We start from the raw sequence: 22,627 nt of genomic DNA, 5'->3' as shown, positions 1-22,627 counted from the left end.
CTCTCCTCATGCAACTATCCAGTTCTGTCCATGTATCAGGCGATTTTCTGGCCTGGATTTCCTTCGAAGGCCACTGCGAAACAAAGACGTTCGCTCGGATCTCTTGACGCTTGGGTTAACCGCTTACTAACTTGCGGCCGCAGAAGACTCATTACGCGCCACCCGGCCGAACAGGACGCACCATGGCTGACACAGCACCCCCGCTGCCGCGGGAAAAGCGGCGGCAGCGGGCCGATGAACCCGCCCCGCCCGATGCCCGTGCGGCTGCCGCGCCACACCGGCTGACGCTCGGGCAGCGGATCAAGCGCGACCGGGTGATGCTGCTGCTCACCCTGCCCGGCCTGCTCTACTTCGTCGTCTTCCACTACGTGCCGCTGCTCGGGTACGTGGTGGCGTTCCAGGACTACCAGCCGTACCTCGGATACATGCACAGCGTCTGGGTCGGCTTCGCCAACTTCTCCGCGGCGTTCGGCGAACCGGCCTTCTGGAGCGCGACGTTCAACACCCTGGAGATCGCCCTCGTCCAGCTGGTGTTCTTCTTCCCGATCCCGGTCGCCCTGGCCCTGCTGCTCAACAGCATCGCGAGCGACCGCATCAGGCGCTTCGTGCAGAGCGTCGTCTATCTGCCGCACTTCATCGGCTGGGTCATCATCGTCTCGATCTTCCAGCAGATCCTGGGCGGCGCCGGGCTGCTGCCCGACGTCCTGGGAGGCCTGGGGCTGCCGCGCTACGACATGATGAGCGACCCCGACGCCTTCCCCTGGCTGCTGACCCTCCAGGTGGCCTGGAAGGACGCAGGCTGGGGCACGATCATCATCCTGGCCGCGCTGCTGAACATCGACCGGCAGCAGTACGAGGCCGCCGCGATCGACGGCGCGGGACCCAGGCGCCGGCTCTGGCACGTGACCCTGCCGGGCATCGCCCCCGTACTCATCCTGCTGCTGATCCTCAACCTCGGGCAGATCCTCTCCGTCGGCTTCGAGCAGATCCTGCTCCAGCGCGACGCGGTCGGACCGGACGCCGGTGAGGTCCTCGACACCTACGTCTACTACCACGGAATCAAGGACAACGACTGGGGCGTCGCCGCCGCCGTCGGACTCGTCAAGGCCGTCATCGGCACCGTACTCGTGCTGGGCGCGAACAAGCTCGCCCACCGGCTCGGCCACGAAGGGGTGTACCGCGGTGCTGACCGCTGAGAAGACTCGCGCCACGTCCGCGACCACCGCGCCCGGGCCCCGGCCCGCCCGCAGGAGCAGGACCGACGGCAGACCGCCGTGGATGGAACGCCCGACCCGCATGGGACAGACCGCCAAGGCGGTGGCCGTCGTCGTGGTCGTCCTCGCGGTGGCCTATCCGCTGGTCGGCGTCATCGGCACGAGCTTCGCCTCGCAGACCGACATCATCAAGGCCTCCGGTCTCGTCCTGTGGCCCGACCACCCCAATCTCGACGCCTACCGCACCATCTTCACCGGCGGGGTCGTCACCCGGGCACTGATCGTCTCCGTCGGCATCACCGTCCTCGGCACCCTCGCCAGCCTGCTCGTCACCGTCGGCATGGCGTACGGACTCTCCCGCCGCGACGTCACCGGCTCCCGCGCCATCCTGATGATCGCCCTGTTCACCATGCTGTTCAACGCGGGCATCATCCCGAACTTCCTGCTGGTCAAGGGACTCGGCCTGTACGACACCTACGCGGCGCTCGTCATGCCCACCCTGGTCAGCGCCTTCAACCTGGTCGTCCTGCGGTCCTTCTTCATGAACCTGCCGGACGAGCTCTACGACGCGGCGAAGGTCGACGGCGCCGGCGACTTCCGCATCCTGCTGCGCATCGTCCTCCCGCTGTCCAAGGCCGTCCTCGCCGTGATCAGCCTCTTCTACGCGGTGACGTACTGGAACGCCTTCTTCAACTCGCTCCTGTACCTCAACGACTCCGACAAATGGCCGCTGCCCATGGTGCTTCGGACCTACGTCCTCCAGGGCCAGAGCCTGAACTCCGCCTCGGCCGGCGAGGTACTCGCCCCGCAGCAGGCCGTCCAGATGGCGGTCCTGGTGATCGCCGTCGTACCGATCCTCTGCGTCTACCCGTTCCTCCAGCGCTACTTCACCAAGGGCGTGCTCACCGGCGCCGTCAAGGGCTGAGCGCAAACCACCGCCCCCCACTCCTTCCCTCCCCCTCTCCCAAGGAGACTCAGGTGCCGAGCTCAACCCCCGTCAACCGCAGAGCGCTGTTCCGCATGGGTGCGGGCATCGGTCTGGGACTGGCCGCCGCCCCGCTGCTCGCCGCCTGCGGCGACGGCGGCACGACCGCCAAGGCCGAGGCCAAGAGCGCCTCGCTGCTCCCCGACACCGCGATCCGCAACATCGGTCTCAAGCCCGATCTCGCCGGCACCGCGGCCGGCGTTCCGCAGGGCTTCTTCAGCTACCCGGCCAAGCCGCTGAGGGCCACCAGGGGCACGCCGCTCAAGGGCGCCGAGCCGATCCGCGCGACGATGGAGACCTTCTCGCCGCCGCCGCCCTCACGCGGCAGGAACGCCGCCTGGCAGGCGATCGAGAAGCTGCTCGGCGGCCGGGTCGACATCACCGCTGTCCCGGCGGACGACTACGGCACCAAGTTCTCCACCATGATCGCCAGCGACAGCCTGCCGGACCTTTTCATGTACCCGGAGGTCGGCGGCGTCGACAACAAGGCGGCCTTCCTGCGGGCCAAGTGCGCCGACCTGACCCCGTACCTCGCCGGCGACAAGGTCAAGGACTACCCCAACCTGGCCGCGATACCGCAGGGCGCCTGGCAGTCCGCCATCTTCGGCGGAAAGCTCTACGGCATCCCGATCGCGCGCACCGGCACCGGCGGCGCGGGCTTCTACCGGCACGACCTGTTCGAGGAGATCGGCATCACGAGCCTCGACCAGATCACCGGCCTCGACCGGTTCGTCGAGGCGTGCAAGGAACTGACCCGCCCCAAGAAGGACCAGTACGCGATCATCGCGGGCGCCACCAACGTCCTCGCCATGTCGGCCGGCGCACCGTACGCCTGGCGGATGGATTCCGGGACCGGCAAGTTCACCACCGACCTGGAGACGCCGGAGTTCCGCCAGGCGGTGGAGACCGCGCGGTCGCTGTACAAGGCGGGCTGCTACTACCCGGGCACCCTCCAGATGTCCGGGGCGCAGAAGGCCCAGTACACGGACATGTTCAAGAACGGCAAGGGCGCGTACGTCTACGACGGCATACCCACCTATCTGGCGCCCGGGGTCGGCTACATCGCCGCGATGAAGGCGATCGACAAGAAGTACGACCCGAGGCCCTTCGTGCCGTTCGGCTCCGCGCCCGTCGCCTGGATGGACAACGTCAAGCTGGAGAACACGTACCTGAAGAACGGCTCCGAGGAGCGGGTGCGGCAGATCCTGGCGCTGGCCGACTTCGCCGCGTCACCGTTCGGCAGCGAGGAATACACGCTCATCAACTACGGCGTCGAGGGCAAGGACTTCACCCGCGACGCGAAGGGCAACCCGGCGCTCACCAAGCAGGGCACCCAGGACGTCACCGTGCCCTGGAAGTTCATCTCCTCCGCCGTCCCGGCCGTATTCAGCGCCGACTCGGAGCAGGGCGTCCGCCATGTGCACGAGGCGTTCACCAAGATGATCCCGATCATGGAGCAGGACCCGACGCTCCAGTACTCCTCGCCCACCTGGGACTCCAAGGGCTACGGCAGCCTCTACACGTTCAAGCTGGACGCGCTCAAGGACATCATCTCCGGCCGCAAGCCCATGTCCGCCTACGACCGGCTGGTCAAGGACTACCTGGCCAAGGGCGCCGAGCAGGCCCGCGGCGAATTCGAGGAAGCGGCGCAGAAGGGGAAGAAGTGACGACACGACGCACGGCCCTCAGACTCGGCGGGGCGGCGGCCGCAGCAGCCGTCGCCGTACCGGCCCTCGGCCGGACCGCCGCCGCGCAGCCGCACCGCTTCGACCCGAGGCCCGGTTCGAACGGGGTCGGCGACCCGCTCTTCCCGACGCTCGGCAACGGCGGCTACCAGGTCCTCCACTACGACCTGACCTTCGACTTCACTCCGGTGACGTACGACTTCACCGCGACCGTGAAGATCAACGCCAGGGCCACCCAGGACCTCTCCGCGTTCAACCTGGACACCGACGGCCACACCATCGACGCGGTCACCGTCTCCGGCCGCCGCGCCGTCTGGGAGCTCAACCCCGGCCAGAGCGGCCAGGAGTTCACGATCATCCCGGCCCGGCCGCTCCACGACGGGCAGGCGTTCACCGTCGAGGTCCGCTACCGCGGCAACGGCAAGGCGCCCCGACTCGGCCTCACCGGCTGGAAGTTCGGCACCGATGGCGGGTTCGCCTCGGCCGCCCAGTCCTCGCGCGCCGACACCTTCCTGCCGTGCAACGACACCCCGTCCGACAAGGCGACCTGGACCTTCCACATCAGCGCCCCCAAGGGCTTCGTCGCCACCGCCAACGGCGAACTCACCCACAAGTCCCGCCGCTCCGACGGCTCCACGGTCTGGCACTTCGCGCTGCGCGAGCGGATGGCGACCGAACTCATCGGCATCGCCGTCGTCAAGGGCACCTACCTGTACGGCACCGGCCACCGCGGCCTGCCCCTGCGCCACATCGTCCCCCAGGGCCAGGAGGAGAAGTACGGCCCGGTCGTGGCCCGCACCCCGGACCATCTGGACTGGCTGGAGGCGAGGTTCGGCCGCTACCCGTTCTCCGTGTACGGCGTCCACATCTACGACGGCTACACCGACGCCCTGGAGAACCAGACCCTGTCGCTGTTCTCCACCAACTGGTTCAAGCCCGATGCCAACGGCCGGCCCGGCTACGAGACCACCATGGTGCACGAACTCGTCCACCAGTGGTTCGGCGACTCCGTCACCCCGCACGACTGGCAGCAGGCCTGGCTGAACGAGGGCCCCGCCGTCTACTACGCCGGCCTGTACGGCGAAGAGCGCGGCTGGTCCGTCCTGGCGGACAAGATGCGGGCGACGTACGAGAAGCTCGACGCCGTCCGCGCGGCCGACGGCCCGCCCGGACTGCCGAAGGCGCTCGGCGGCACGAACATCTACGACGGCGGCGCACTCGTGCTCCACGCCCTGAGCCTGCGGGCCGGGCAGCGGAAGTTCGACAAGGTCATGCGCGAGTGGGTCCGGCGTTTCAAGGACTCCACGTACACCAGCGAGCAGTTCATCCGGCACACCGTCGACGTCACCGGCGACCGTTCCCTCGACCCGTTCCTGCGCGACTGGCTCTTCGGGGCCGTCAACCCGCCCATGCCCGGCCACCCCGACTGGAAGGCCACCGCGTGAACCGCCCCCTGAACGCCGTACGCGCAACCGCCACTGCCGCCACCGCCGCTTTCCTGGCCGCACTCCTCGCCGCCCCCGGCGCCCAGGCGGCGCCCGGAGCCCGCTCGTTGTACGCGTCCCCCGACGGCCGGGGCTCCTCCTGCACCGCCACCCGGCCCTGCACCCCGGAAGCCGCCCGGGACCTGGCCCGCGCCGAGACCGGGCGCGACGTCCGTGTCCTCCTCAAGGACGGTACGTACAAGCGCGACGAGCCGCTGAAGCTGGGCGCCGCCGACTCGGGGAAGAACGGCCACACCGTCACCTGGACCGCCGCCCCCGGCGCCCGCCCCGTCCTCTCCGGCGGACAGGACATCACCGGCTGGCACCGCGACAACGACGGCACCTGGACCGCCGGCGTCCCCGCCGGCGTCACCCCGCGCCAGCTCTTCGTCGACGGCACCCGCGCCACCCGCGCCCGCGGCGAGGCCTGCGCGGCGAGCACCTGCGACGCCACCGCAACCGGCATGACCGGCGCCACCGCGACCGGAATCGACCGGTGGCAGCGCCCCACCGACGCCGAAGCCGTCATCCGGGTCCGCTGGCGCGACTACCACTGCCGGATCGCGGGCGTCGGCGGCGACACCATGACGTTCGTCCAGCCCTGCTGGACCAACTCCGCGAGCGGCACCGACCGCACCGGACCCGCCTGGGACTCCACCGCCGTCGACTCCACCCGCTACAGCGGCGTCGCCTTCTTCGAGAACGCACCCGAACTCCTGGACCAGCCGGGCGAGTTCGTCTGGAACTCGAAGAGCCGCACCGTCACCTACCTGCCGCGCAAGGGCGAGAACATGCGCCGCGCGCAGACCGTCACCCCGCACACCGAACAGCTCCTCGTCATCGACGGCGCCCACGACGTCACCGTCAGCGGGATCGGCTTCGCCTACGCGGCGTACCGGCAGCCCGGCACCGATGAGGGCTACGCGGGCATGCAGGCGGGTCTCACCCTGACCGGAGCCACCGGCCCCGTCGACCACGCGGGCCGCTACTACACGAAGCCGGCCGCCGCGGTCACCGTCCGCGGCGGCCGGCGGGTCTCCATCGAGAGCAGCCGGTTCAGCCACCTCGGCGGGGCCGGCGCGATCCTGGAGGCCGGCACCAAGGACAGCTCACTGACCCGGTCGTCCTTCACCGACCTGTCCTCGGGCGCCGTGTACGTCGGCGACACCGAACCGATGCCGGAGGCGTCGCTCGCGGGGGAGCGGAACACCGTCGCGTACAACACCATCAGCCGCTCCGGCGTCGAGTACACCGACTCGGTGGGCATCTGGGCCGGATACGAGGCCGGGCTGACCGTCGGCCACAACAGCCTGGACCACCTCCCGTACTCCGCGATCTCGGTCGGCTGGGGCTGGAACCAGCCCGAGGCCCAGAAGTCCGTGCTGCGCGACAACAAGGTGATGGACAACCGCATCACCGACGTCATGGAGGTCGCACAGCAGCAGCACGACGGCGGCGCGATCTACACCCAGGGCGCGCAGCCCGGCACAGTCCTCAGCGGCAACTACATCAACCGTTCGGCGTACGGCAACACCGAACGCGACGGCAACGGCATCTACCTCGACGAGCAGTCCTCACACATCACCGTCGAGCGGAACGTCATCACCCGTATCGGCTACAAGTGGGTCTCGAACTGGGCGGACTACGGAATCCGGAACACCGCACGCGGCAACTGGACCGACACCGCGGCCCCCGCCCTCGGCGGTACCGGCTCCGTCATGACGGACAACCTCACCGGCCTGGACCGGCTGCCCGCCGAAGCCCTCGCCGTCGCCGCACGGGCGGGCGCCCGCGGCGGCCCGGTCGAGCAGCTGCGCACCGACCTGGCCCGCACCGGCACGGCCACCCAGTCCTCGACCGAGGGAACGGCGACGGCGGCACTCGCCCTGGACGCCGACACCAACACGGACACCCGCACGCTCTCCGAGGCGGGTGCCTGGTGGCAGGTGGACCTCGGCGCCGTCCGGCAAGTCCGGCAGATCGAGGTCTGGAACGACGTCTCCTCCACCACGGCCGACTTCGACGTCGTCACGGACGACAGGACGGTGCACGTCAGCGGGAAGGCGCTGCGTCCCACACTGGTGAACCTGGACAGCCGGACCCGCACGGTGAAGATCGTGACCTCCGGAACGGGCCGGGTGGCGCTCTCCCAGGTCCTCGTCCACCCCTGACCCGCACGCACCACACACCCCGCACCCCCGTACACGACACGCGGAACGCCGGACCGGCCCCTGGGCCCGTCCGGCGTTCCGCGTTGCCCGCAGAAACCGGCGCGGGCTTCCGCCGGCGGCCACGGGGAGAGCGCTCACTCCAGCCCGAAGGCGTCCGCCAGCATGCCGATCTGCGCATCCAGCAGGGTGTCCACGCTGTGCCCCATCCCGGCGAACTGACCGGCCGTCTCCAGGCCCACCGATCCGTGCAACTGCGCCCACGCGAGCAGCGCGCCGGCCAGTGCCCGTGCGCAGGCCGCGGTGTCGGCGGCGGCGTCCGCCGCGTACTCGGCAACCCAGCCGCCCACGGCCGGGTCCGAGTCGAGCCAGGCCGTCATCTGCTCCACCACCGGGGCCACCCCCGTTCCGGGCGTCCCGTCCGCGAACACCGGAAGGAACGGCCCGAGCACCGCACGGGCCCGGTCCAGCGTGTCGGCGGGCGCGACATATCCGGGTACCGGAGAGCCCTGGATCAGGAGATAGCGGTGCGGTTCCGCGACCGCCCAGTCCCGGTACGCCGCCGCGAGTGAGCGCAGCCGCTCGCGCGGGCTCCCCGGAACCGCCGCCGACCGGGCCGCCGCGGCCCCGATGGCCGTCGCGGCATCGTCGTACGCGTCTCTGATCAGCGCGTTCAGCAGGTCGTCGCGGCTGGCGAAGTAACGGTAGAGCGCCGGTCCGCTCAGCCCCATGTCCTTGGCGATCCGAGTGAGGGCGAGCGCTGCCACACCTCCGTCGGCCAGCTGCCGCAGGGCCGATTCCTTGATCTCCGCCCGGGTCTGCTCCCGGTACCGGGCCCGTGGCCCCAACTGCGCCTCGGCCATTCCCGGCCCCTTTCGCTAGGCAAGCTCACGTCAGTTACGGAGTCTAACAATCGACCTTGCGATGGCTCATTGCAAGAGTTACTGTCTCTAACAGAAGCGACGCACTGTAGTGCCGGGTGGTGGGAGTCACGCCATGACGCCAGGTCGTAGCGATCACTCCGAGCCACTCCGCATCACTCGCATCACGCGCATCACTCCGAAATCACAGGGAGCACCCATGTCCGCAGCACGTGATCTTCAGGTTGTTCTGGGCGCCGGTCCCGCCGGCACGGCACTCGCTGTCGCACTCGCCCACCGCGGCCACCCGGTCCGGCTCGTCGACCGGGCGGGCGACGGGCCGGCGCTCGAAGGCGTCGACCGGTTCGCCGCCGACGTCGCGACCGCGGAGGGTGCCCGAGCGGCGGTCGACGGCGCGGCCGTCGTCTACCACTGCGTGAACGTGGCCTACCACCTCCAGGTCGAGGTCATGCCGCGGATCCAGCAGGCCGTACTGGCGGCGTCCGAGGCGGAGGGGGCCCGCCTCGTCGTGCTCGACACGCTCTATCCGTACGGCGAGACGCACGGCGCGGTCATGACCGAGGACACCCCGTGGAACGCGACCACCCGCAAGGGCCTGATGCGCGCCGAGCTCGACGCCCGCTACCTCGCCGCTCATGCCGAGGGCCGGCTGCGGGTCGTGCTCGGCCGGTCGGCCGACTTCGTGGGGCCCGGCGTCCTCAACTCCACGCTCGGGGGCGCGGTGTTCCCGCCCGCGCTGGCCGGGGGAGAGGTCCCGGCGTTCGGCGACATCGACCTGCCGCACAGCTACACGTACATCGGTGATGTCGCGGCGGGTCTCGCGACGCTGGGTGAGAACCCGGACGGCGACGGCCGGGTCTGGCACCTGCCCACGGCCCCGGCGCTCACCACCCGCCAGGTCCTGGCCATGGTCGAGGAGCGCGTCGGCCGTCCGCTGACCCTCGCCGTCGTCGCGGAACCGCGGCCGTTCGGGCCGTTCGACGAGGTGTTCATGGCGGAGTACGCCGAGATGTTCTACCAGCACACGGAGGCGCAGATCGTCGACTCCTCCGCCATCGAGAAGGCGTTCGGCCTCGTACCGAACCCGCTCTCCGCCACCGTCGACGCCACGCTGGCGTGGTACGGGGAACTGCTGGCCGCGCACTGAGCGCGCACGCCCTCAGGTCACGGGCGCCCGCTCGGTGGCAGGGGGTGTCGACCGGCCCCCGCGGGGGCGCCTCCGGCTGCCGGGCCGTTGAAGCGGAGCCAGTCCAGCGCGAACAGATCGGCCGTATCCGCACTCCACACCGGATTGCTGAACACGGCGAAGAGCCGCACACTGTGTCCCGGACCGGACAGCGTGGCCGTCGGCGACACCGGACGGTCCCAGCCGCCGGTGAACGGGATGGAGACCTCTCCGAGGACCGCCCCGGCCGGGGAGCCCGACCGCAGTTCGAGGGTGCCGCCGGTGCCGCCGGAGGCCGCGCGGACCGTGATCGAGCCGATGTTCTCCAGGGACACCGTGCCGAGGCCGATCCAGTCGCCGTCCTCGATCTCCACGGCCCGCCGTCCGCCGGAATCACCGGGGTGACTTTCCGCCGCCGCACCCCCGTGCGCACCGCCGGTCGCGGTGAACCACTCCGCCTCGCAGAAGGCCGCTCGCAGCGTCACCGACGTGGACCCGGTGAGCGCGGGCGCGCCCGGGGCCCCGCCGTCCTCGTACCGGGCGGTGAGGCCGAACGCGACATCGTCCGCCGCTCCGCGACCGGTCACCAGCGTGCCGGTGCAGCCGGAGCGGCCGCCGAGCCGGCGCAGCGGCGGGACGCGGCCGAGCGGTGACTCCACGACCACTCGCGAACAGTCGACGGCCCCGCCGTGCCCGTCCTCGGCGTCCGTCACGCCCACGGTGAGCGAAAGCGTGTCACCCGGCCCGAACACGCTGTGGGCCAGGGGCTGTTCGATCGACACGACAGGCCGGCTGTTCCCCACCGCGACCCTCCGCACGGCCCGGGTCGTGCGCCCGTCCGGCCCGGTGACGGCCAGCCGGGCGGAGTGTGAACCGTTGCTCCGGTACGTGTGTGAGGGGTTCACCTCCGTCGAGTCGGTGCTGCCGTCGCCGTCGAAGTCCCATGCGTACGCGAGGTGTCGGGCGGGGTGCGCAACGGCATGGGCGTCGCTGGCGCTCTCACCTCTGCCGCTTTCGTTACCCTCGTCGCCCGTGATGTCTGTGATGCCCCTGTTGCCTGTGATACCTCTGTTGCCTGTGATGTCTCTGTTGCCTTCGGTGGCGGAGAATCTGACGGTCAGGGGAGCCGGGCCACTGTCCCGGTCGGCGGATATATGGACATCGCGTGGCTTCTGCTGAGCTGAACCGCCTTCTGTTTGCGTGCAGTGGGCAGGGACCGCGCCCGGCCCGACCTCGCCGAGCAGGTGTCCGGGGGAGGAGTGGGGGGAGCGGGCGGGCCGGGAGGCTCTCTCCTTGGATTCGGTGGGTGCCCGGCCGCCGGTGGCCGGGCACCCACCGGAGATCCCTTCGTGCCGGACCGGGTTCTGCTCGCGGGCTGCGGGAGTTCCGGCCGGTGGGGGTGATACCGCCGCCGGTCCTGCGGGCTGCGGATGTACGGCCGCGTGTGCCGAGGGCGGCGAGGTCACCAGGAGGGCGAGGATCAGGACCGGACCGGACGCGAGGGCGGCGAGCGGCAGCAGGGCGCGCGCCGGGCGCGCCGGACTCCCTGAGGCATGATGGATCGACGGTCGGTGACTCATGGGCGCTCCCTGTGCGGTAGGTGCCGGCATGGGGGTTAGAAAGCGCTTTCTGAAGTACGCCGTTCAGATTAGGTTCACGTCTTCCGTGCGGTCAATGGGCCGCCTGCCGCCTGCCGCCTGCCGCCTGCCGCCCGGCCGTGCCCTCAGTGGCCGAGAAAGTCGTCGATCCGCTGCCGCAGGCCCCGCGGGTCCAGACCGTGAGCGCTGAGATGCTCGTCCATCTGCCCGTACCGGCGCAGTTCCTCACGGGCGACACCGAGTCCCAGGATGCGGTGGGGGAGTGCGGCGAGCGCGTCGTTGGCGGCAGCCGTGGAGGTGCCCGCGAGGTACGGCTCGGCGATCACGACATCGGCGGCCGGCCGGTCGCCCACCGCCCGGCGCAGACCGTCCCCGTCGAACGGTCGCACCGTCGTCGCGTACAGCACGGTCGTGTCGAGCCCCTCGGTCGCGGCGAGGATGTTGTCGAGCATCGGCCCGACGGCGATCACCACGCCGCCCTTCCCCTCGCGCACAGTGCTGAACCCGCCCGCCCCGCCGACCGGGCGCGCCCGCTCGTTGGACTGCAGTGACAGCCGCACATAGACCCGGTCATCCCCGGCGGCGGCCTCCCGCAGCAGCGCCTCGGCCTCGTCTGGGTGTCCCGGGACGTGCACCGTCCAGCCGTCGAGGGTGTCCAGGAGTGCGACGTCCCCGGGCGCCATGTGGGTGAAACCGCCGGCGGGCCAGTCGTACGAGGCTCCGGCGCTGACCAGCACCCCGCCCACGCCCTGATGACCGAAATCCAGCTTCACCTGTTCGAAGGGGCGCTCCACCAGGAAGCTGGCGAAGGTGTGCACGATCGGCCGGAGTCCGGTGAGCGCCATTCCGGCCCCGGCCCCGACCAGCAGCTGCTCCCGGATGCCGACGTTGACGACGCGGTGGGGGTGGGCGCGCTCGGCCCGTTCGAAGCCGTCCCGGCTGATCTCCGCCAGCACGAGTGCCAGCCGGGGGTCCTCGTCCAGCAGGCGCGAGGTGGTGGCGATGAATCGGTCGCGCATCGTGTCCATGTGAGGTGTTCCTCTTCTTCCGTCCGTGGTTGCGGTGGGTCTCTGACGCGGGGGCTCAGGTCTTGGCGGCGACCCGGGCGACCACGGCCCGCGGCTGCCCGGGGTGCGGTGCGGTGAAGGCGTCGTACAGCGCTTCGTGGTCCCGCCCGTCCACGGAGGCCACCGACCAGCCCGCGGTCGCGAACCGGTCGGCGATGCCGCCGGGGCGGCCGTACGACGCCGAGGCGTTGTCGATCACCACGGTGTGCAGCTGATCGAGACCCGCCGGGCCGGCGTAGGCGATCGCCTCGTGGTTGCTGCCCTCGTCCAGCTCGGCGTCCCCGGTCAGTACCCACACGCGGGGACCGGTCAGCCCCTGGGCCCGCAGCCCCAGTGCGGTCCCCACGGCCAGCGGCAGCCCGTGCCCCAGCGAGCCGCTGCCGATCTCGGCGCCGGGCACCAGTAGCCGGTCGGGATGGTGGCCCAGCGGCGAGTCGTACGAGCCGAAGCCGGCCAGCAGCTCCTCGCCGAAGAACCCGTGCGCGGCGAGGACGGCGTAGTACGCCATCGGCCCGTGCCCCTTCGAGAGCAGGAAGCGGTCGCGGTCGGGGGCGTCCACTGTTTTTGGTGTCACCCGCAGCACCCGGTCGTACAGCACCCACAGGGCGTCGAGCGTCGAGGTGGCGGCGGGGCCGTGCTTCTCGTCACCGGTCATCAGGCTCATCAGCCGGTGCAGATCGCGGTACGCGGGCGTAAGGGTGGCGGTCGGTTTCGTCATGTGCCACAGCGTTCAACATCAAGCGTGGTTGAGGTCAAGCACCCAAAGGCGTTCGTAACCACCCGCTGAAGTGCGGTATTGTTCTCATGCGCGTTCGGCCACGGGGAAACCCCAGGTCAGGCGGGTATCGGGACGTGGCGCAGCTTGGTAGCGCACTTGACTGGGGGTCAAGGGGTCGCAGGTTCAAATCCTGTCGTCCCGACTGGAGACAGTCGCAGATCAGGGCCGGTTTCGGAGCAATCCGAAACCGGCCCTGATCGTTTTTGGGGACCAGTTGGGGGCCAGTTGAGGTCCGACGTCCTTGACCGGGTCAGCGGGCCGGCGGGTCATGACGCCGGCGGGTCAGCGGGTCATGACGATGGGGCTCGGCAGCGAGCGCGGTGCGCGCAGCACGCTGAAGTGAGCCCAGAGCGCCGCCCCGGCCGCCGTGATCTTGTGGATATCCGGGTGTAATGGCGGGCTCGGGTATGGCAACCTGCCGAATGCCTGCCTGAGGGTGACTGCCCTTTGTGCCATTTACGCTGATATGCCACGTCCTTCATGGGACAGCCTGAGCAGGTCTTGCCGCCGCTGGCCGTCCAACGTTCGAGGTCGGCCTGCCAGCAGGTGGCAAGGGCCACAGTCTGGCCTTCGAGCCAGTTCGGGAGGCGGACGCCCGGCCGCAGGTGTTGGGGGGACACCTCGAACACTGTTCTCTCACCTGCGGACACCGCCTGATCCTGGACCAAGCGACGCCGTAAGAAGGTCAGGGGGCTGCTCGGTGGCGCGGTAGGCGGCTGCGATTCTGGTGACGCCTGGGCCGTTGCGATCCCGGGCCCGGCCGAGGGCGGCATCGAGGTCACGGGCATATTCGTCGCGGGTGTCGAGGGTGAGTCGATGGGTGGCGAGTCGGGCGGCGGGGAGCTCAGTAGCCCTGGCCGACCAGGAACGAGTCGAAGTCGAGGGCGAACGAACGAGCTTCGGCCACCTGGCCCTCGTTGTCCCCGTAGGCCAGCGCGAAGATGCACAGACCCTGCCGGGTCCGTACCACCCACATGCTCCGGTCCCCCTCGCGAAGCAGCACCAGGTCGAGTTCATTGCCGGTCACCACGTCCTTGACCTGCTCCAGGCTCTCGCGGCGCCACACGACCTCGCCAAGACGGACGAGCGGAGCGGGTCCGGCCTCCTCGCCGGCCGTCCACAGGGCTTCCAGGCATGCTTGGTCCGAAGCGGCCGAGTGCGGCGGCTGCTCACCCGTTTCCGCGGCGGGGCGGAAGTACCGCCGGCCGTCCTCGCCTTCGCAGCCGGCGACGGCGAAGAATCCGGATTCGGCCGAGAAGACCGCCGCCGCCCGTACGGCGGGCAGTTCCTCACCGAGGGCGAAGTGGGTTCTGAGCACATCTTCCCATTGCTCCGTCACAGGAGACATCGGTAGTGACCTTCCGTCGGCGTCGCTGCGGTTCACGGACCCGTTCGGTTCACGGCCCCGCCCGGGTCGCCGCAGGGGCGGGCGCGTTCGGCTGCGCGCCCCTGCGACATGACCTCTCCTGCCCGTCAATGCGCAGATCAGACGGGGTGGCCGGAGGCCGGCCAGTGACGTACCTCTCCTGACCGTCCGCCACAGCACGCGGAGCTGGAGCGGGGCCGCACGTCACACGTACTGCCGGTCCGGTCCTACTGGACCGGCAGTACCGCGCGCGCGGACCCGGCGGCGGAGTTCACTGCCCGGCCGGCGCCGCTCAGTGCGTCGGACGTGCTCGCGCCCACCGTTTCGATCGCTGAGTGCAGGTGTCCGCCCGCCGCGGCCGTGGCTCTGCCTGCCTTCCGCCGGCCGGAGTGCGCCGCTGCGCGGGCACGGTAGGCGGCCGACGGTTTGCCGTGGGTGTCGGCGGCGGCGAGCAGCAGCGCGCCGAACAGACCGATGCGGCGGGCGAGGTCGAAGCGCTGGTCCTTACGGAGTTCGTGGTCCTCCTCCTTCCACCTCGCGTGCTCGGCGAGGGTTGTCGGCACGAGGCTCGCGGCCAGGACGAGGGAGGCGGCGCGGGGGAAGCGGCCCAGCGCGAGTGCTCCGCCCGCGGCGATCTGGACGGCGGCGTTGAGCCGGACCAGTCGCACCGGATCGTCAGCGTTGGCGCCGAGCTGCCGTGCCCAGGAGGCGGTGCCGGTCGCCAGGGGGCGTGGACTGCGCAGCGCGTGTCCCGCCTCGGTGAGGAAAGGGGCGGCCAGCAGCGGGCGGGCGATTCTTCTCAGTACAGCCATGAGTCTTCGTCTGCCCGTGGAGACGGGCGGCATACGCGGCAGACAGGGACGGGGATGGCGGGGTGGTCCTACACCTCTCACCCGTCGGCACGGTCTTCGGTACCCGTGGCGTCGCTCCCCCGAAGCGGGTTCCCTGGGGTGCGTGCCCGTGCGTATGAGCTGATCTCGGCGCGCCCCTCGCGTTCCGCGTCCACAGTGTCCTCGACGTCCTCGACGGGCCCACCCGGCGGCCCGCGAACCCCGTTCGCCCGCGCCTTCGCCACCCGGCGGGCGGTTCCCGTAGGTGCTCGGTCGCAGGCAGGTGGTCTGCCGGACGAGTTCCGGGGCACACGCGGTTTCGGACGATGGAGAGGCCGTCGTGAACGTCAGCCGCCGCGAGGCGTGCCCACACAGGGGAGTGTCGATGCCGATCACCGTGCCGGGAAGACCCGCCGAACTGTCCGATGCGGGCGCCACCGGGACTCCGCGCGGGAGCAGGGCCTTCGCGCTGCCCCGCGGCCTCGGAGGCACGGCCGGCCGGATCGCCGCACTCACCGTCGGACAGGCCGCGCTGATGGTGGGCGCCGGGCTGCTCATCACCGGCCCGGCCGCCCGCGTCTGGCCGATGACCGCCGAGGACCGCGTCGACGAGGGCCTCGAAAACCTCCGCACGGGCGCCCTCACCACCGTGTCCTTCATCGGCTCCGAGGCGGGCAACACCCTGACGGTGATCGCCATCACCCTGCTGGCCTGCCTCGGGCTGGTGTTCATACCCCGGCTGCCGATGTGGCGCCAGGCGGCCTTTCTCGCCGTGTCCGTCTCGCTCCAGGCACTCGTGTTCCTGCTCATCACCCTGTCGGTGGACCGCCGGCGGCCGGATGTGGACCGACTCGACGCCTCCCCGCCGACGTCGAGTTACACCTCAGGCCACACCGGTGCCGCCACCGCGCTCTACGCGGGCCTCGCCTTCCTCGCCCTCTCCCGGATGCGCGGCCCGTGGCGCAGGATCGCCGCCACTCTGCTGCTCCTCCTGCCGCTGCTCGTCGCCATGTCCCGCCTCTACCGGGGCATGCACCACCCCACCGATGTCGTCGGAGGCCTGGTCAACGGCGGGCTGTCGCTGATGATCGTGGGGTCCGCGCTGTTCGCCCGGCCCGAGGTGGTCACCCCGCCCGCCGGGCGGCCGGAGCGTGCTGTTCCGGCGGCCGGGCGCACCGCGGTCGTTTCGGGCCCCGTCACCGTCATCGTGAACCCGACCGTTACCCGGCCGCGGGACCAGGCGGCCCTGCGCGCCGTCCTGGAGCGTCACGGCCTCCACGAGGCGGTGTTCGTGGAGACCACGGCGGACGACCCCGGCGTCGGCCAGAGCGCTCGGGCCCTCGCCGACGGCGCCCGGCTCATCGTGGTCTGCGGCGGTGACGGCACCGTGCGCACTGTCGCGGACGCCCTGGCGGGAAGCGGCGTCCCGCTCGCCATCGTGCCCAGCGGCACCGGCAACCTCCTCGCCCGCAACCTGGGCCTGCCCCTCACTCCGGTCGAGGCACTGGACGCCGCGCTCCGTGGCGTCCCTCGCCCCCTCGACCTGGCCCGCATCGAGGGCGACGAGCTCCCCGCGACCCATTTCACCGCCATGGCCGGGGCCGGACTTGACGCCGCGATCATGGAGAAGACCGCGGAACGGGCCAAGTCCGTCCTTGGCTGGCCCGCTTACGCCCTGGCCGGACTCTCCTCCCTCACCACACCCCCCGTGCGGCTGACCGTGCGCCTCGACGGGGCCCCCGCCCTGCACCGCACGGCTCGCATGGTCCTCGTCGGCAACGTCGGCACTGTTCAGGGCGGTGTGACCCTGCTGCCCTCCGCCCGCCCCGACGACGGCCTCCTGGACCTCATGATCCTGGACCCGCACGGACCGTCCGGCTGGCTGCGGGCGCTCACCACGGTGCTGCGGGGCCGCTCCGGGGCCCCGCGCCCCACCCCCCTGAACACCACGGAGGGAGAGGGCGGAAGCCTCCGGGTGGAGTACTTCACCTTCCGCCGGGCCGAGCTGCGGTTCGACGCACCGTGCCCCCGTGAGATCGACGGCGACCCCGTCGCCCCGGGCAGCCGGCTGACGGTGACGGTCGCCACGGGTGCCCTGAACGTCATGCAGCCGCTGGACGTGGCCTGATGGGCACCGTCGTCAAGGTCCCGGTGACCCGCGACATGTCGGGCGACGAACTCTCCGCCGATGAGGCGTTGCAGTCCCTCCGCCGCTACGGCCGTTGGCCACTGGTGCGCGACTCCTTCGTCCGGTTCCGTTACGCCGACGGCTTCAGCCACTCCCGTGCGCTGGCCCTGCAGACGGTGCTCGCCCTCATCCCGATGGCCATCGCGTTCGTGGGCCTCTCCTCGGCCATGCACACCGAAAGCGTTGGCCGTATGGCAGAACTGACCATCCATCAGCTTGCTTCGGGGCCAAGCTCCGAGGTGGTTGACGACGCCCTGCGGCGCAGCCGGGAGGAAGCGGGCGATGGCGCGGCACTCGCTCTCTGGCTGGGGCTGGTCTTCTCGCTCGTCAATGTCACGACCGCGATGTGCCAGATCGAACGCGGCGCCAACCGGATCTACGGCAATGAACGCGACCGCCCCTTCCACCGCAAGTACCTGCGAGGACTGGTGATGTCGCTGAGCGCCGGACTGCCCCTGGGGCTCGGGTTCGTCGTCATGGTCGCCGGCCGCGACCTGGCCACCGCCGCGGTCAGCGTCTACCACCTCGACGGTGATGCCCAGACGGCCTGGAACATCCTGCGCTGGCCCTTCGGGCTGCTCCTCGCCCTCATCTCGGCGAGCGCGATCTTCCGGCGCTCGCCCCGCCGCGCCCAGCCCGGCTACACCTGGCTGGCGTTCGGCTCGGCCGTCTACCTGGTGCTGTGGACGCTGCTCACCTGGCTGCTGAGCCTCTACCTCCAGGTGAGCCACTCCTTCGACACGGTGTACGGGCCGCTCAGCGCCTTCATGTCCCTGCTGCTGTGGGCCTATCTCACGTCCATCGCCCTGTTCCTGGGCCTGTCCTTCGCCGCCCAGCTGGAGGCGTCACGAGCCCGGGTACCCGGCCCGATCCACGCCGACCCGGGAGTCTGAATGCCCGTGCGCACCACCGCCCGACGTATCCGCGAGAGCCGTCGCCGCGCGGCCGACCGCCGCTTCGGCGTCCACCTGCTGGGCGCGATCGCCGTGGCCGCCGCCACCGCGGTCCCCTTCGGGCTGCTGCTGGTCCTGGTCAAGGGCCGGTGGGGGCCTCTGCGCCGGATCGACGAGGGCGCGGCCGACAGCCTCCACCGCACCGCCCTGGAGCACCCCGGCTGGACGGACGTCCTGCAGTTCCTGTCCGACCGCGTGTGGGACCCCTTCACGCTGCGGGCCGCCGTCGCGCTGCTCACCGGATGGCTGCTCTACCGCCGCGCCTGGCGGCTCGCAGCCTGGTCCGCGGTGACGGCCGTCGCCGGAGGACTGATCGGACTGCTCGTCAAGACCGTCGTCGAGCGGGCCAGGCCGTCGTTGGAGAACCCGGTCGCGCACGCCCCGGGCTTCTCGTTCCCCTCGGGGCACGCGATGACCGCGACCACCTCGTGTGCCGTGCTGCTGCTGGCCCTGCTGCCGATGGTGCCGCGCGCCTGGCGGACCGTGTGCTGGGGCCTGGCCGTCGTGTCGGTGATCGGTGTCGGCTTCACCCGTGTCGCGCTCGGCGTTCACTGGTTCAGCGACGTGGCCGGAGGCTGGCTCCTCGGCCTGGCCGTGGTGGCAGCCACGTCCTGGGCGTTCGAAACCTGGCGCACCGACGCCGGCCGGGCCCACGCTCCCGTCAGAGAGGGACTGGCGCCCGAACTCACCGGCCCCCACCCCGAACCCGACGCCGTGGCCGGCGGCCGCTCCCGCCCCGAAGCGCGGGGGCCCGGCTCCGGGGACCGGCCGAACCATGGCCGGCGCTCGGACTGATCGTGGCCGAACAGCACACATGTGATGATCAATCACGAGCGCTGTCGGATCGCGGGCGTGATCAATTCACCTGGAGCCTTCCGTCTGGGCCGGGCCGGGTCAGTACGCCTGGCCCATGGAGCTGCGGCCCGCCGAGGACAGCAGGCACCCGATCGTGACGCCGACGGCGAGGTACAGCGCCGCCGAGCCTGCCGGGCGGCCGGCGTCGCCGACGTGGTGAACGGCAGCAGCACCATGACGGCGGTGGCGAGAGTGACGACCCCGGCGAAGAAGGTGGCCGGTCTGGGCGTGGCCAGGATCAGCAGATGCAGCAGCCCGGTCGCCGCCACAGCGCTCAGGGCGGACCCATGCTGGACACGGGGGATATGCGACTTCGGTCAGTGTTGTCCGCGTACACGGGAGCGTACCCAACTGTGTACGGACGAACGTGCTCAGCCGGTGATGTGCTGAGGCCAGTGCCCCCGGCGGCACCGGACCCACGCGACGGCACCGAGCGGTGATCGGTACCGTCGCGTGGCCGGCTACACCTCGTTGAAGCCACGCGACGCGTCGTAGATGTCGAGGTCGATGAAGACCACGAAGAAGCGCGTTACGACGTACTCGACCATGACGTGGTCCTCCCAGACCGAGCGGGTCACTGTATCGGTCGTATAGGCGAGATAACTGCCGGCGCCCTCTGGCTCGGCTGCGATCCTGCCGACCAGACGCAGGAACGTTTTTCGATCTTCGGCCGGCATGTAGTCACGGAACCGCGCAACCCGCTCGGTGAACTGCACTTGTCTCTTCATCAAGGCAGGACTCTATGGGCACGGTCAATGCCCTCGCCGGGAATTTCGACCGGGTCTGCCGCCTTGTAGGCCGGCTCAGGCGGCGGCTTCCTCCAGGAAGTCAGAGACAAGGCCGGCCGAACTCCAGGATGGCCGGCATTCGACGCACGTGTACTGAACGCCGCCATGGGTGAGCTCCAGCTGAGCACGTCTATCCGACCTTGGGAGCAGCGGCCGCCGCGAGCCGACCACACCTGCAGCGCCTCCCTTGGCGTCTCCATGGCCAGGCTTGTCGGTGAGCGATGCGGAAGGACGAGGTTTGCTGAGGTGAGTCCTGGGCGGTTGGACTTTCCCGTACGACCTGTTGGAGGTTCACCGTGAAGCCGTACGGAATCCTTCCCCGCGCCACCCGGCTTGATTAGCTTCCCGGTTGTACGACAGGACTCGGGAGGCTCAACTTGACCACGGACATTTCACGGCGACGGCTCTTCGCGCTCGGCGGCGGTGCGCTCGGCGCTGCGGCGGCTGGGTCGCTGCTGCCGCCTTCGCTGCAGGCCGCGATAGCCGCGCAGCCGGCACACTCGGCGGGGTCCGGAGGCCGTGACGGGCTCGGAGCCATCAAGCACGTGGTGATCCTGATGCAGGAGAACCGTTCCTTCGACCACTACTTCGGGACGCTCCGGGGCGTGCGCGGCTTCGGTGACCGCAACGCCGTCGAGCTGCCCTCGGGCAAGCCGGTCTTCGAGCAGCCCGCACCGCTGGGTACCTCCGTTCTGCCGTTCCCGGTGCGCGGCGCCGCCGAGACGCAGAAGAAGGACCTCCAGTACATCGGAGCGCTCGACCACTCCTGGAACGGCGGCGGCAAGGCGTGGGCCGGCGGGTGGATGAACGGCTGGGTATCCGTGAAGACGGCGGCCACGATGGCGTACTACGACCGTCGTGACATCCCGCTGCACTACGAGCTGGCCGACACGTTCACGGTCTGCGACGCCTACCACTCCTCCATCCACTCCTCGACCAGCCCCAACCGCAACCACCTGTGGAGCGGGAAGACGGGCAACGAGCCGAACGGCAGGCGTGCCGTGGGCAACGACGCCTACGACGAGGGCACCCACCCCGGATACGACTGGGGCACCTACGCGGAGCGGCTGGAGAAGGCCGGGCGCAGCTGGCGCACGTACACCGAGTGGGAGAATTTCACCGACAACCAGATCGAGTTCTTCGCCACCTTCAAGGCCATCGCCCGCAAGGCGCTGGCGAAGACCGGCGGACACACGTACATGGAGTCGTTCTACTCCGCCGTGCGTGACGCGGACGCAACCGGGCGGGAGCGCCTGTTCGGCCTGCTGGAGGAGGGCGTCACCACCCTGGACAAGGCCGAACGCCGCCTCTTCGAGCGGGCGTTGCGCCGGGTGGAGACCGGAACGCTGGCCGACGAGTTCGCCAAGGACGTGGCGGCGGGAACGCTGCCTGAGGTCTCCTACCTGGTGCCCTCCGCCGTCGACTCGGAACATCCGAGCGTCTCCTCGCCGATCCACAGCGCGACGATCGTCTACAAGGTCCTGGACGCGCTGGGCAAGCACCCCGACGTGTGGCGGCACACCGCCGTCCTCATCAACTACGACGAGAACGACGGCTTCTTCGACCACGTGCCGCCGCCGGTCGCCTCGCCCGAGGTGACCGAGGAGCAGTGGGAGGGCCAGCCCACCGGCCTCGGCATGCGAGTGCCGATGCTCGTCGTGTCGCCATGGACCATCGGCGGCTACGTCTGTTCCGAGGTCTTCGACCACACCTCCGTGATCCGCTTCCTGGAGCGCTGGACCGGGGTGAAGGAACCGAACATCGGCGACTGGCGGCGCACCGTCACCGGCGACCTGACCTCCGCTTTCGACTTCTCACGAGCGCGTCGCCGCCCCGAGGCGCAGCAGCCGACCGCCATTCCGCCGTTCAGCGGCCGCTGGTCGCCGAGGCCGCCCCTCGTGCAGCACATGCCCGTTCAGGAGCCGGGCGCGCGTCCGGCCCGTGCACTGCCGTACCAGCCGGACGCGCAGGCGAAGGTGGTGGACGGCGCGGTGCGGGTGTCCCTCAGCAACAAGGGGCGCTCGTCGGCGCACTTCGCGCTGTATCCGTACGCGGGCGAGTTCCCCGTACCGCAGCACCGGGACGTGAAGGGCACGACGCAGTGGACGGTGCCCGTCACCAACGCGGCGTACCGGTTCACGGTGACAGGGCCGAACGGCTTCCGCCGCGAGTTCACCGGGGCCACGCATGACGGTGCACCGGCCGAGGTTGCGTCACGGATCGATGCCCGTGAGCGCGATCTGCATCTCACGCTGCGCAACACGGGGCGGACGACGCTCACGTTCACCGTGCGGCCACGGGGATACGTCGACGAGGCGGACCTGCGCGACTGGACCAGGACCGTCAAGGTCAAGCCCGGACGCAGCCGCACCGTGGTGCACTCGGCGGCCGACGCGCACGGCTGGTACGACCTGGACGTCACCGTCGACGGGGACGGCGCCTTCCGGCGCCGGCTGATGGGGCACATCGAGAACGGCCGGGCGAGCGTCTCGGGCTGACCGGGTCCGGACGGCGGGGAAGGGCCGGTTTCGGGAAAATCCGAAACCGGCCTTTGGTCATTCCGGGGGATCCCTCGCTGGTGGTGCCGTGGCTCGCGGGTCTGCTGTGGAGATGGTGGGGCAC

General features: G+C 70.5%; 17 protein-coding genes, 1 tRNA gene and 1 pseudogene. 11 read left to right on the top strand and 8 right to left on the bottom strand.

Annotation, left to right across the window (positions count from 1 at the left end; all coding sequences use genetic code 11):
- Positions 1–182: 182 nt before the first annotated feature.
- From ACIO3R_RS12230 to ACIO3R_RS12210, 5 genes are all read left to right on the top strand, one after another.
- Positions 183–1,196: an ABC transporter permease subunit gene (locus ACIO3R_RS12230; protein WP_362952738.1), complete on the top strand. Its 1,014-nt coding sequence runs from the start codon at positions 183–185 to the stop codon at positions 1,194–1,196.
- 82 nt (positions 1,197–1,278) lie between these two features.
- Positions 1,279–2,139 (top strand): carbohydrate ABC transporter permease, encoded by an 861-nt coding sequence (locus ACIO3R_RS12225; protein ID WP_385034080.1) that lies wholly within the window; start codon positions 1,279–1,281, stop codon positions 2,137–2,139.
- Between the two features lie 53 nt (positions 2,140–2,192).
- The gene (locus ACIO3R_RS12220; protein ID WP_402105411.1) at positions 2,193–3,866 is read left to right on the top strand and encodes an extracellular solute-binding protein; all 1,674 of its coding nucleotides are present in this window, start codon (positions 2,193–2,195) and stop codon (positions 3,864–3,866) included.
- Positions 3,863–5,329, top strand: a complete 1,467-nt coding sequence (locus ACIO3R_RS12215) for a M1 family metallopeptidase (RefSeq protein WP_402105409.1) — start codon at positions 3,863–3,865, stop codon at positions 5,327–5,329. Before ACIO3R_RS12220 ends, ACIO3R_RS12215 begins: the two co-directional genes overlap by 4 nt.
- Positions 5,326–7,539 carry a right-handed parallel beta-helix repeat-containing protein gene (locus ACIO3R_RS12210; protein ID WP_402105407.1) on the top strand — a complete coding sequence of 738 codons (2,214 nt, stop codon included), beginning with the start codon at positions 5,326–5,328 and terminating at the stop codon, positions 7,537–7,539. Before ACIO3R_RS12215 ends, ACIO3R_RS12210 begins: the two co-directional genes overlap by 4 nt.
- A gap of 134 nt (positions 7,540–7,673) precedes the next feature.
- On the opposite strand, the gene ACIO3R_RS12205 is transcribed toward ACIO3R_RS12210, so the two are convergent.
- Complete coding sequence (locus ACIO3R_RS12205) at positions 7,674–8,399, bottom strand: TetR/AcrR family transcriptional regulator (RefSeq protein WP_385034090.1); 726 nt, start codon at positions 8,397–8,399, stop codon at positions 7,674–7,676.
- A gap of 217 nt (positions 8,400–8,616) precedes the next feature.
- Between ACIO3R_RS12205 and ACIO3R_RS12200 the strand changes: the two genes are divergently transcribed.
- A complete protein-coding gene (locus ACIO3R_RS12200) occupies positions 8,617–9,564 on the top strand; it encodes an NAD-dependent epimerase/dehydratase family protein (RefSeq protein ID WP_402105405.1) in 948 nt (315 codons plus the stop codon).
- 17 nt (positions 9,565–9,581) lie between these two features.
- Here the strand turns inward: ACIO3R_RS12200 and ACIO3R_RS12195 are convergent, their stop codons facing one another.
- The 4 genes and pseudogenes from ACIO3R_RS12195 to ACIO3R_RS12180 form a co-directional block, all read right to left on the bottom strand.
- On the bottom strand, positions 9,582–10,364 hold the full coding sequence (locus ACIO3R_RS12195) for a carbohydrate-binding protein (RefSeq protein WP_402105655.1): 783 nt from the start codon (positions 10,362–10,364) through the stop codon (positions 9,582–9,584).
- Between the two features lie 42 nt (positions 10,365–10,406).
- Positions 10,407–11,162 (bottom strand): annotated as a pseudogene (locus tag ACIO3R_RS12190) (PKD domain-containing protein); the annotation flags it as partial.
- A gap of 143 nt (positions 11,163–11,305) precedes the next feature.
- A complete protein-coding gene (locus ACIO3R_RS12185) occupies positions 11,306–12,208 on the bottom strand; it encodes a transketolase family protein (protein ID WP_402105403.1) in 903 nt (300 codons plus the stop codon).
- A gap of 55 nt (positions 12,209–12,263) precedes the next feature.
- Positions 12,264–12,965: a transketolase gene (locus ACIO3R_RS12180; protein WP_402105402.1), complete on the bottom strand. Its 702-nt coding sequence runs from the start codon at positions 12,963–12,965 to the stop codon at positions 12,264–12,266.
- A 128-nt stretch (positions 12,966–13,093) separates the two neighbouring features.
- On the opposite strand from ACIO3R_RS12180, the gene ACIO3R_RS12175 reads away from it, so the two are divergent.
- Positions 13,094–13,167: transfer RNA gene (locus tag ACIO3R_RS12175), tRNA-Pro, on the top strand.
- A 702-nt stretch (positions 13,168–13,869) separates the two neighbouring features.
- Here ACIO3R_RS12175 and ACIO3R_RS12170 read toward each other — a convergent pair.
- Both ACIO3R_RS12170 and ACIO3R_RS12165 read right to left on the bottom strand, forming a co-directional pair.
- Positions 13,870–14,343 carry a hypothetical protein gene (locus ACIO3R_RS12170; protein ID WP_402105400.1) on the bottom strand — a complete coding sequence of 158 codons (474 nt, stop codon included), beginning with the start codon at positions 14,341–14,343 and terminating at the stop codon, positions 13,870–13,872.
- Positions 14,344–14,618: 275 nt separating this feature from the next.
- A complete protein-coding gene (locus ACIO3R_RS12165; protein ID WP_402105398.1) occupies positions 14,619–15,203 on the bottom strand; it encodes a DoxX family protein in 585 nt (194 codons plus the stop codon).
- A gap of 403 nt (positions 15,204–15,606) precedes the next feature.
- Between ACIO3R_RS12165 and ACIO3R_RS12160 the strand changes: the two genes are divergently transcribed.
- From ACIO3R_RS12160 to ACIO3R_RS12150, 3 genes are read left to right on the top strand one after another with little or no spacing between them, the layout of a single operon-like run.
- Positions 15,607–17,349: a diacylglycerol kinase family protein gene (locus tag ACIO3R_RS12160; RefSeq protein WP_402105396.1), complete on the top strand. Its 1,743-nt coding sequence runs from the start codon at positions 15,607–15,609 to the stop codon at positions 17,347–17,349.
- Complete coding sequence (locus tag ACIO3R_RS12155) at positions 17,349–18,302, top strand: YihY/virulence factor BrkB family protein (protein WP_385033208.1); 954 nt, start codon at positions 17,349–17,351, stop codon at positions 18,300–18,302. The genes ACIO3R_RS12160 and ACIO3R_RS12155 overlap by 1 nt, the downstream gene beginning before the upstream one ends.
- Positions 18,303–19,157 (top strand): phosphatase PAP2 family protein, encoded by an 855-nt coding sequence (locus tag ACIO3R_RS12150; RefSeq protein ID WP_402105393.1) that lies wholly within the window; start codon positions 18,303–18,305, stop codon positions 19,155–19,157.
- A 521-nt stretch (positions 19,158–19,678) separates the two neighbouring features.
- Here ACIO3R_RS12150 and ACIO3R_RS12145 read toward each other — a convergent pair.
- Positions 19,679–19,933, bottom strand: a complete 255-nt coding sequence (locus ACIO3R_RS12145; RefSeq protein ID WP_385344107.1) for a hypothetical protein — start codon at positions 19,931–19,933, stop codon at positions 19,679–19,681.
- Between the two features lie 449 nt (positions 19,934–20,382).
- Here ACIO3R_RS12145 and ACIO3R_RS12140 point away from each other — a divergent pair, with 449 nt between their 5' ends.
- The gene (locus ACIO3R_RS12140; RefSeq protein WP_402105391.1) at positions 20,383–22,503 is read left to right on the top strand and encodes a phosphocholine-specific phospholipase C; all 2,121 of its coding nucleotides are present in this window, start codon (positions 20,383–20,385) and stop codon (positions 22,501–22,503) included.
- Positions 22,504–22,627: the final 124 nt, after the last annotated feature.

The organism is Streptomyces sp. NPDC087428 (assembly GCF_044744085.1).
Classification (GTDB): domain Bacteria; phylum Actinomycetota; class Actinomycetes; order Streptomycetales; family Streptomycetaceae; genus Streptomyces.
The sequence above is the reverse complement of the archived record's forward strand: the minus strand, read 5'-3'. Positions and strand labels throughout refer to the sequence as shown.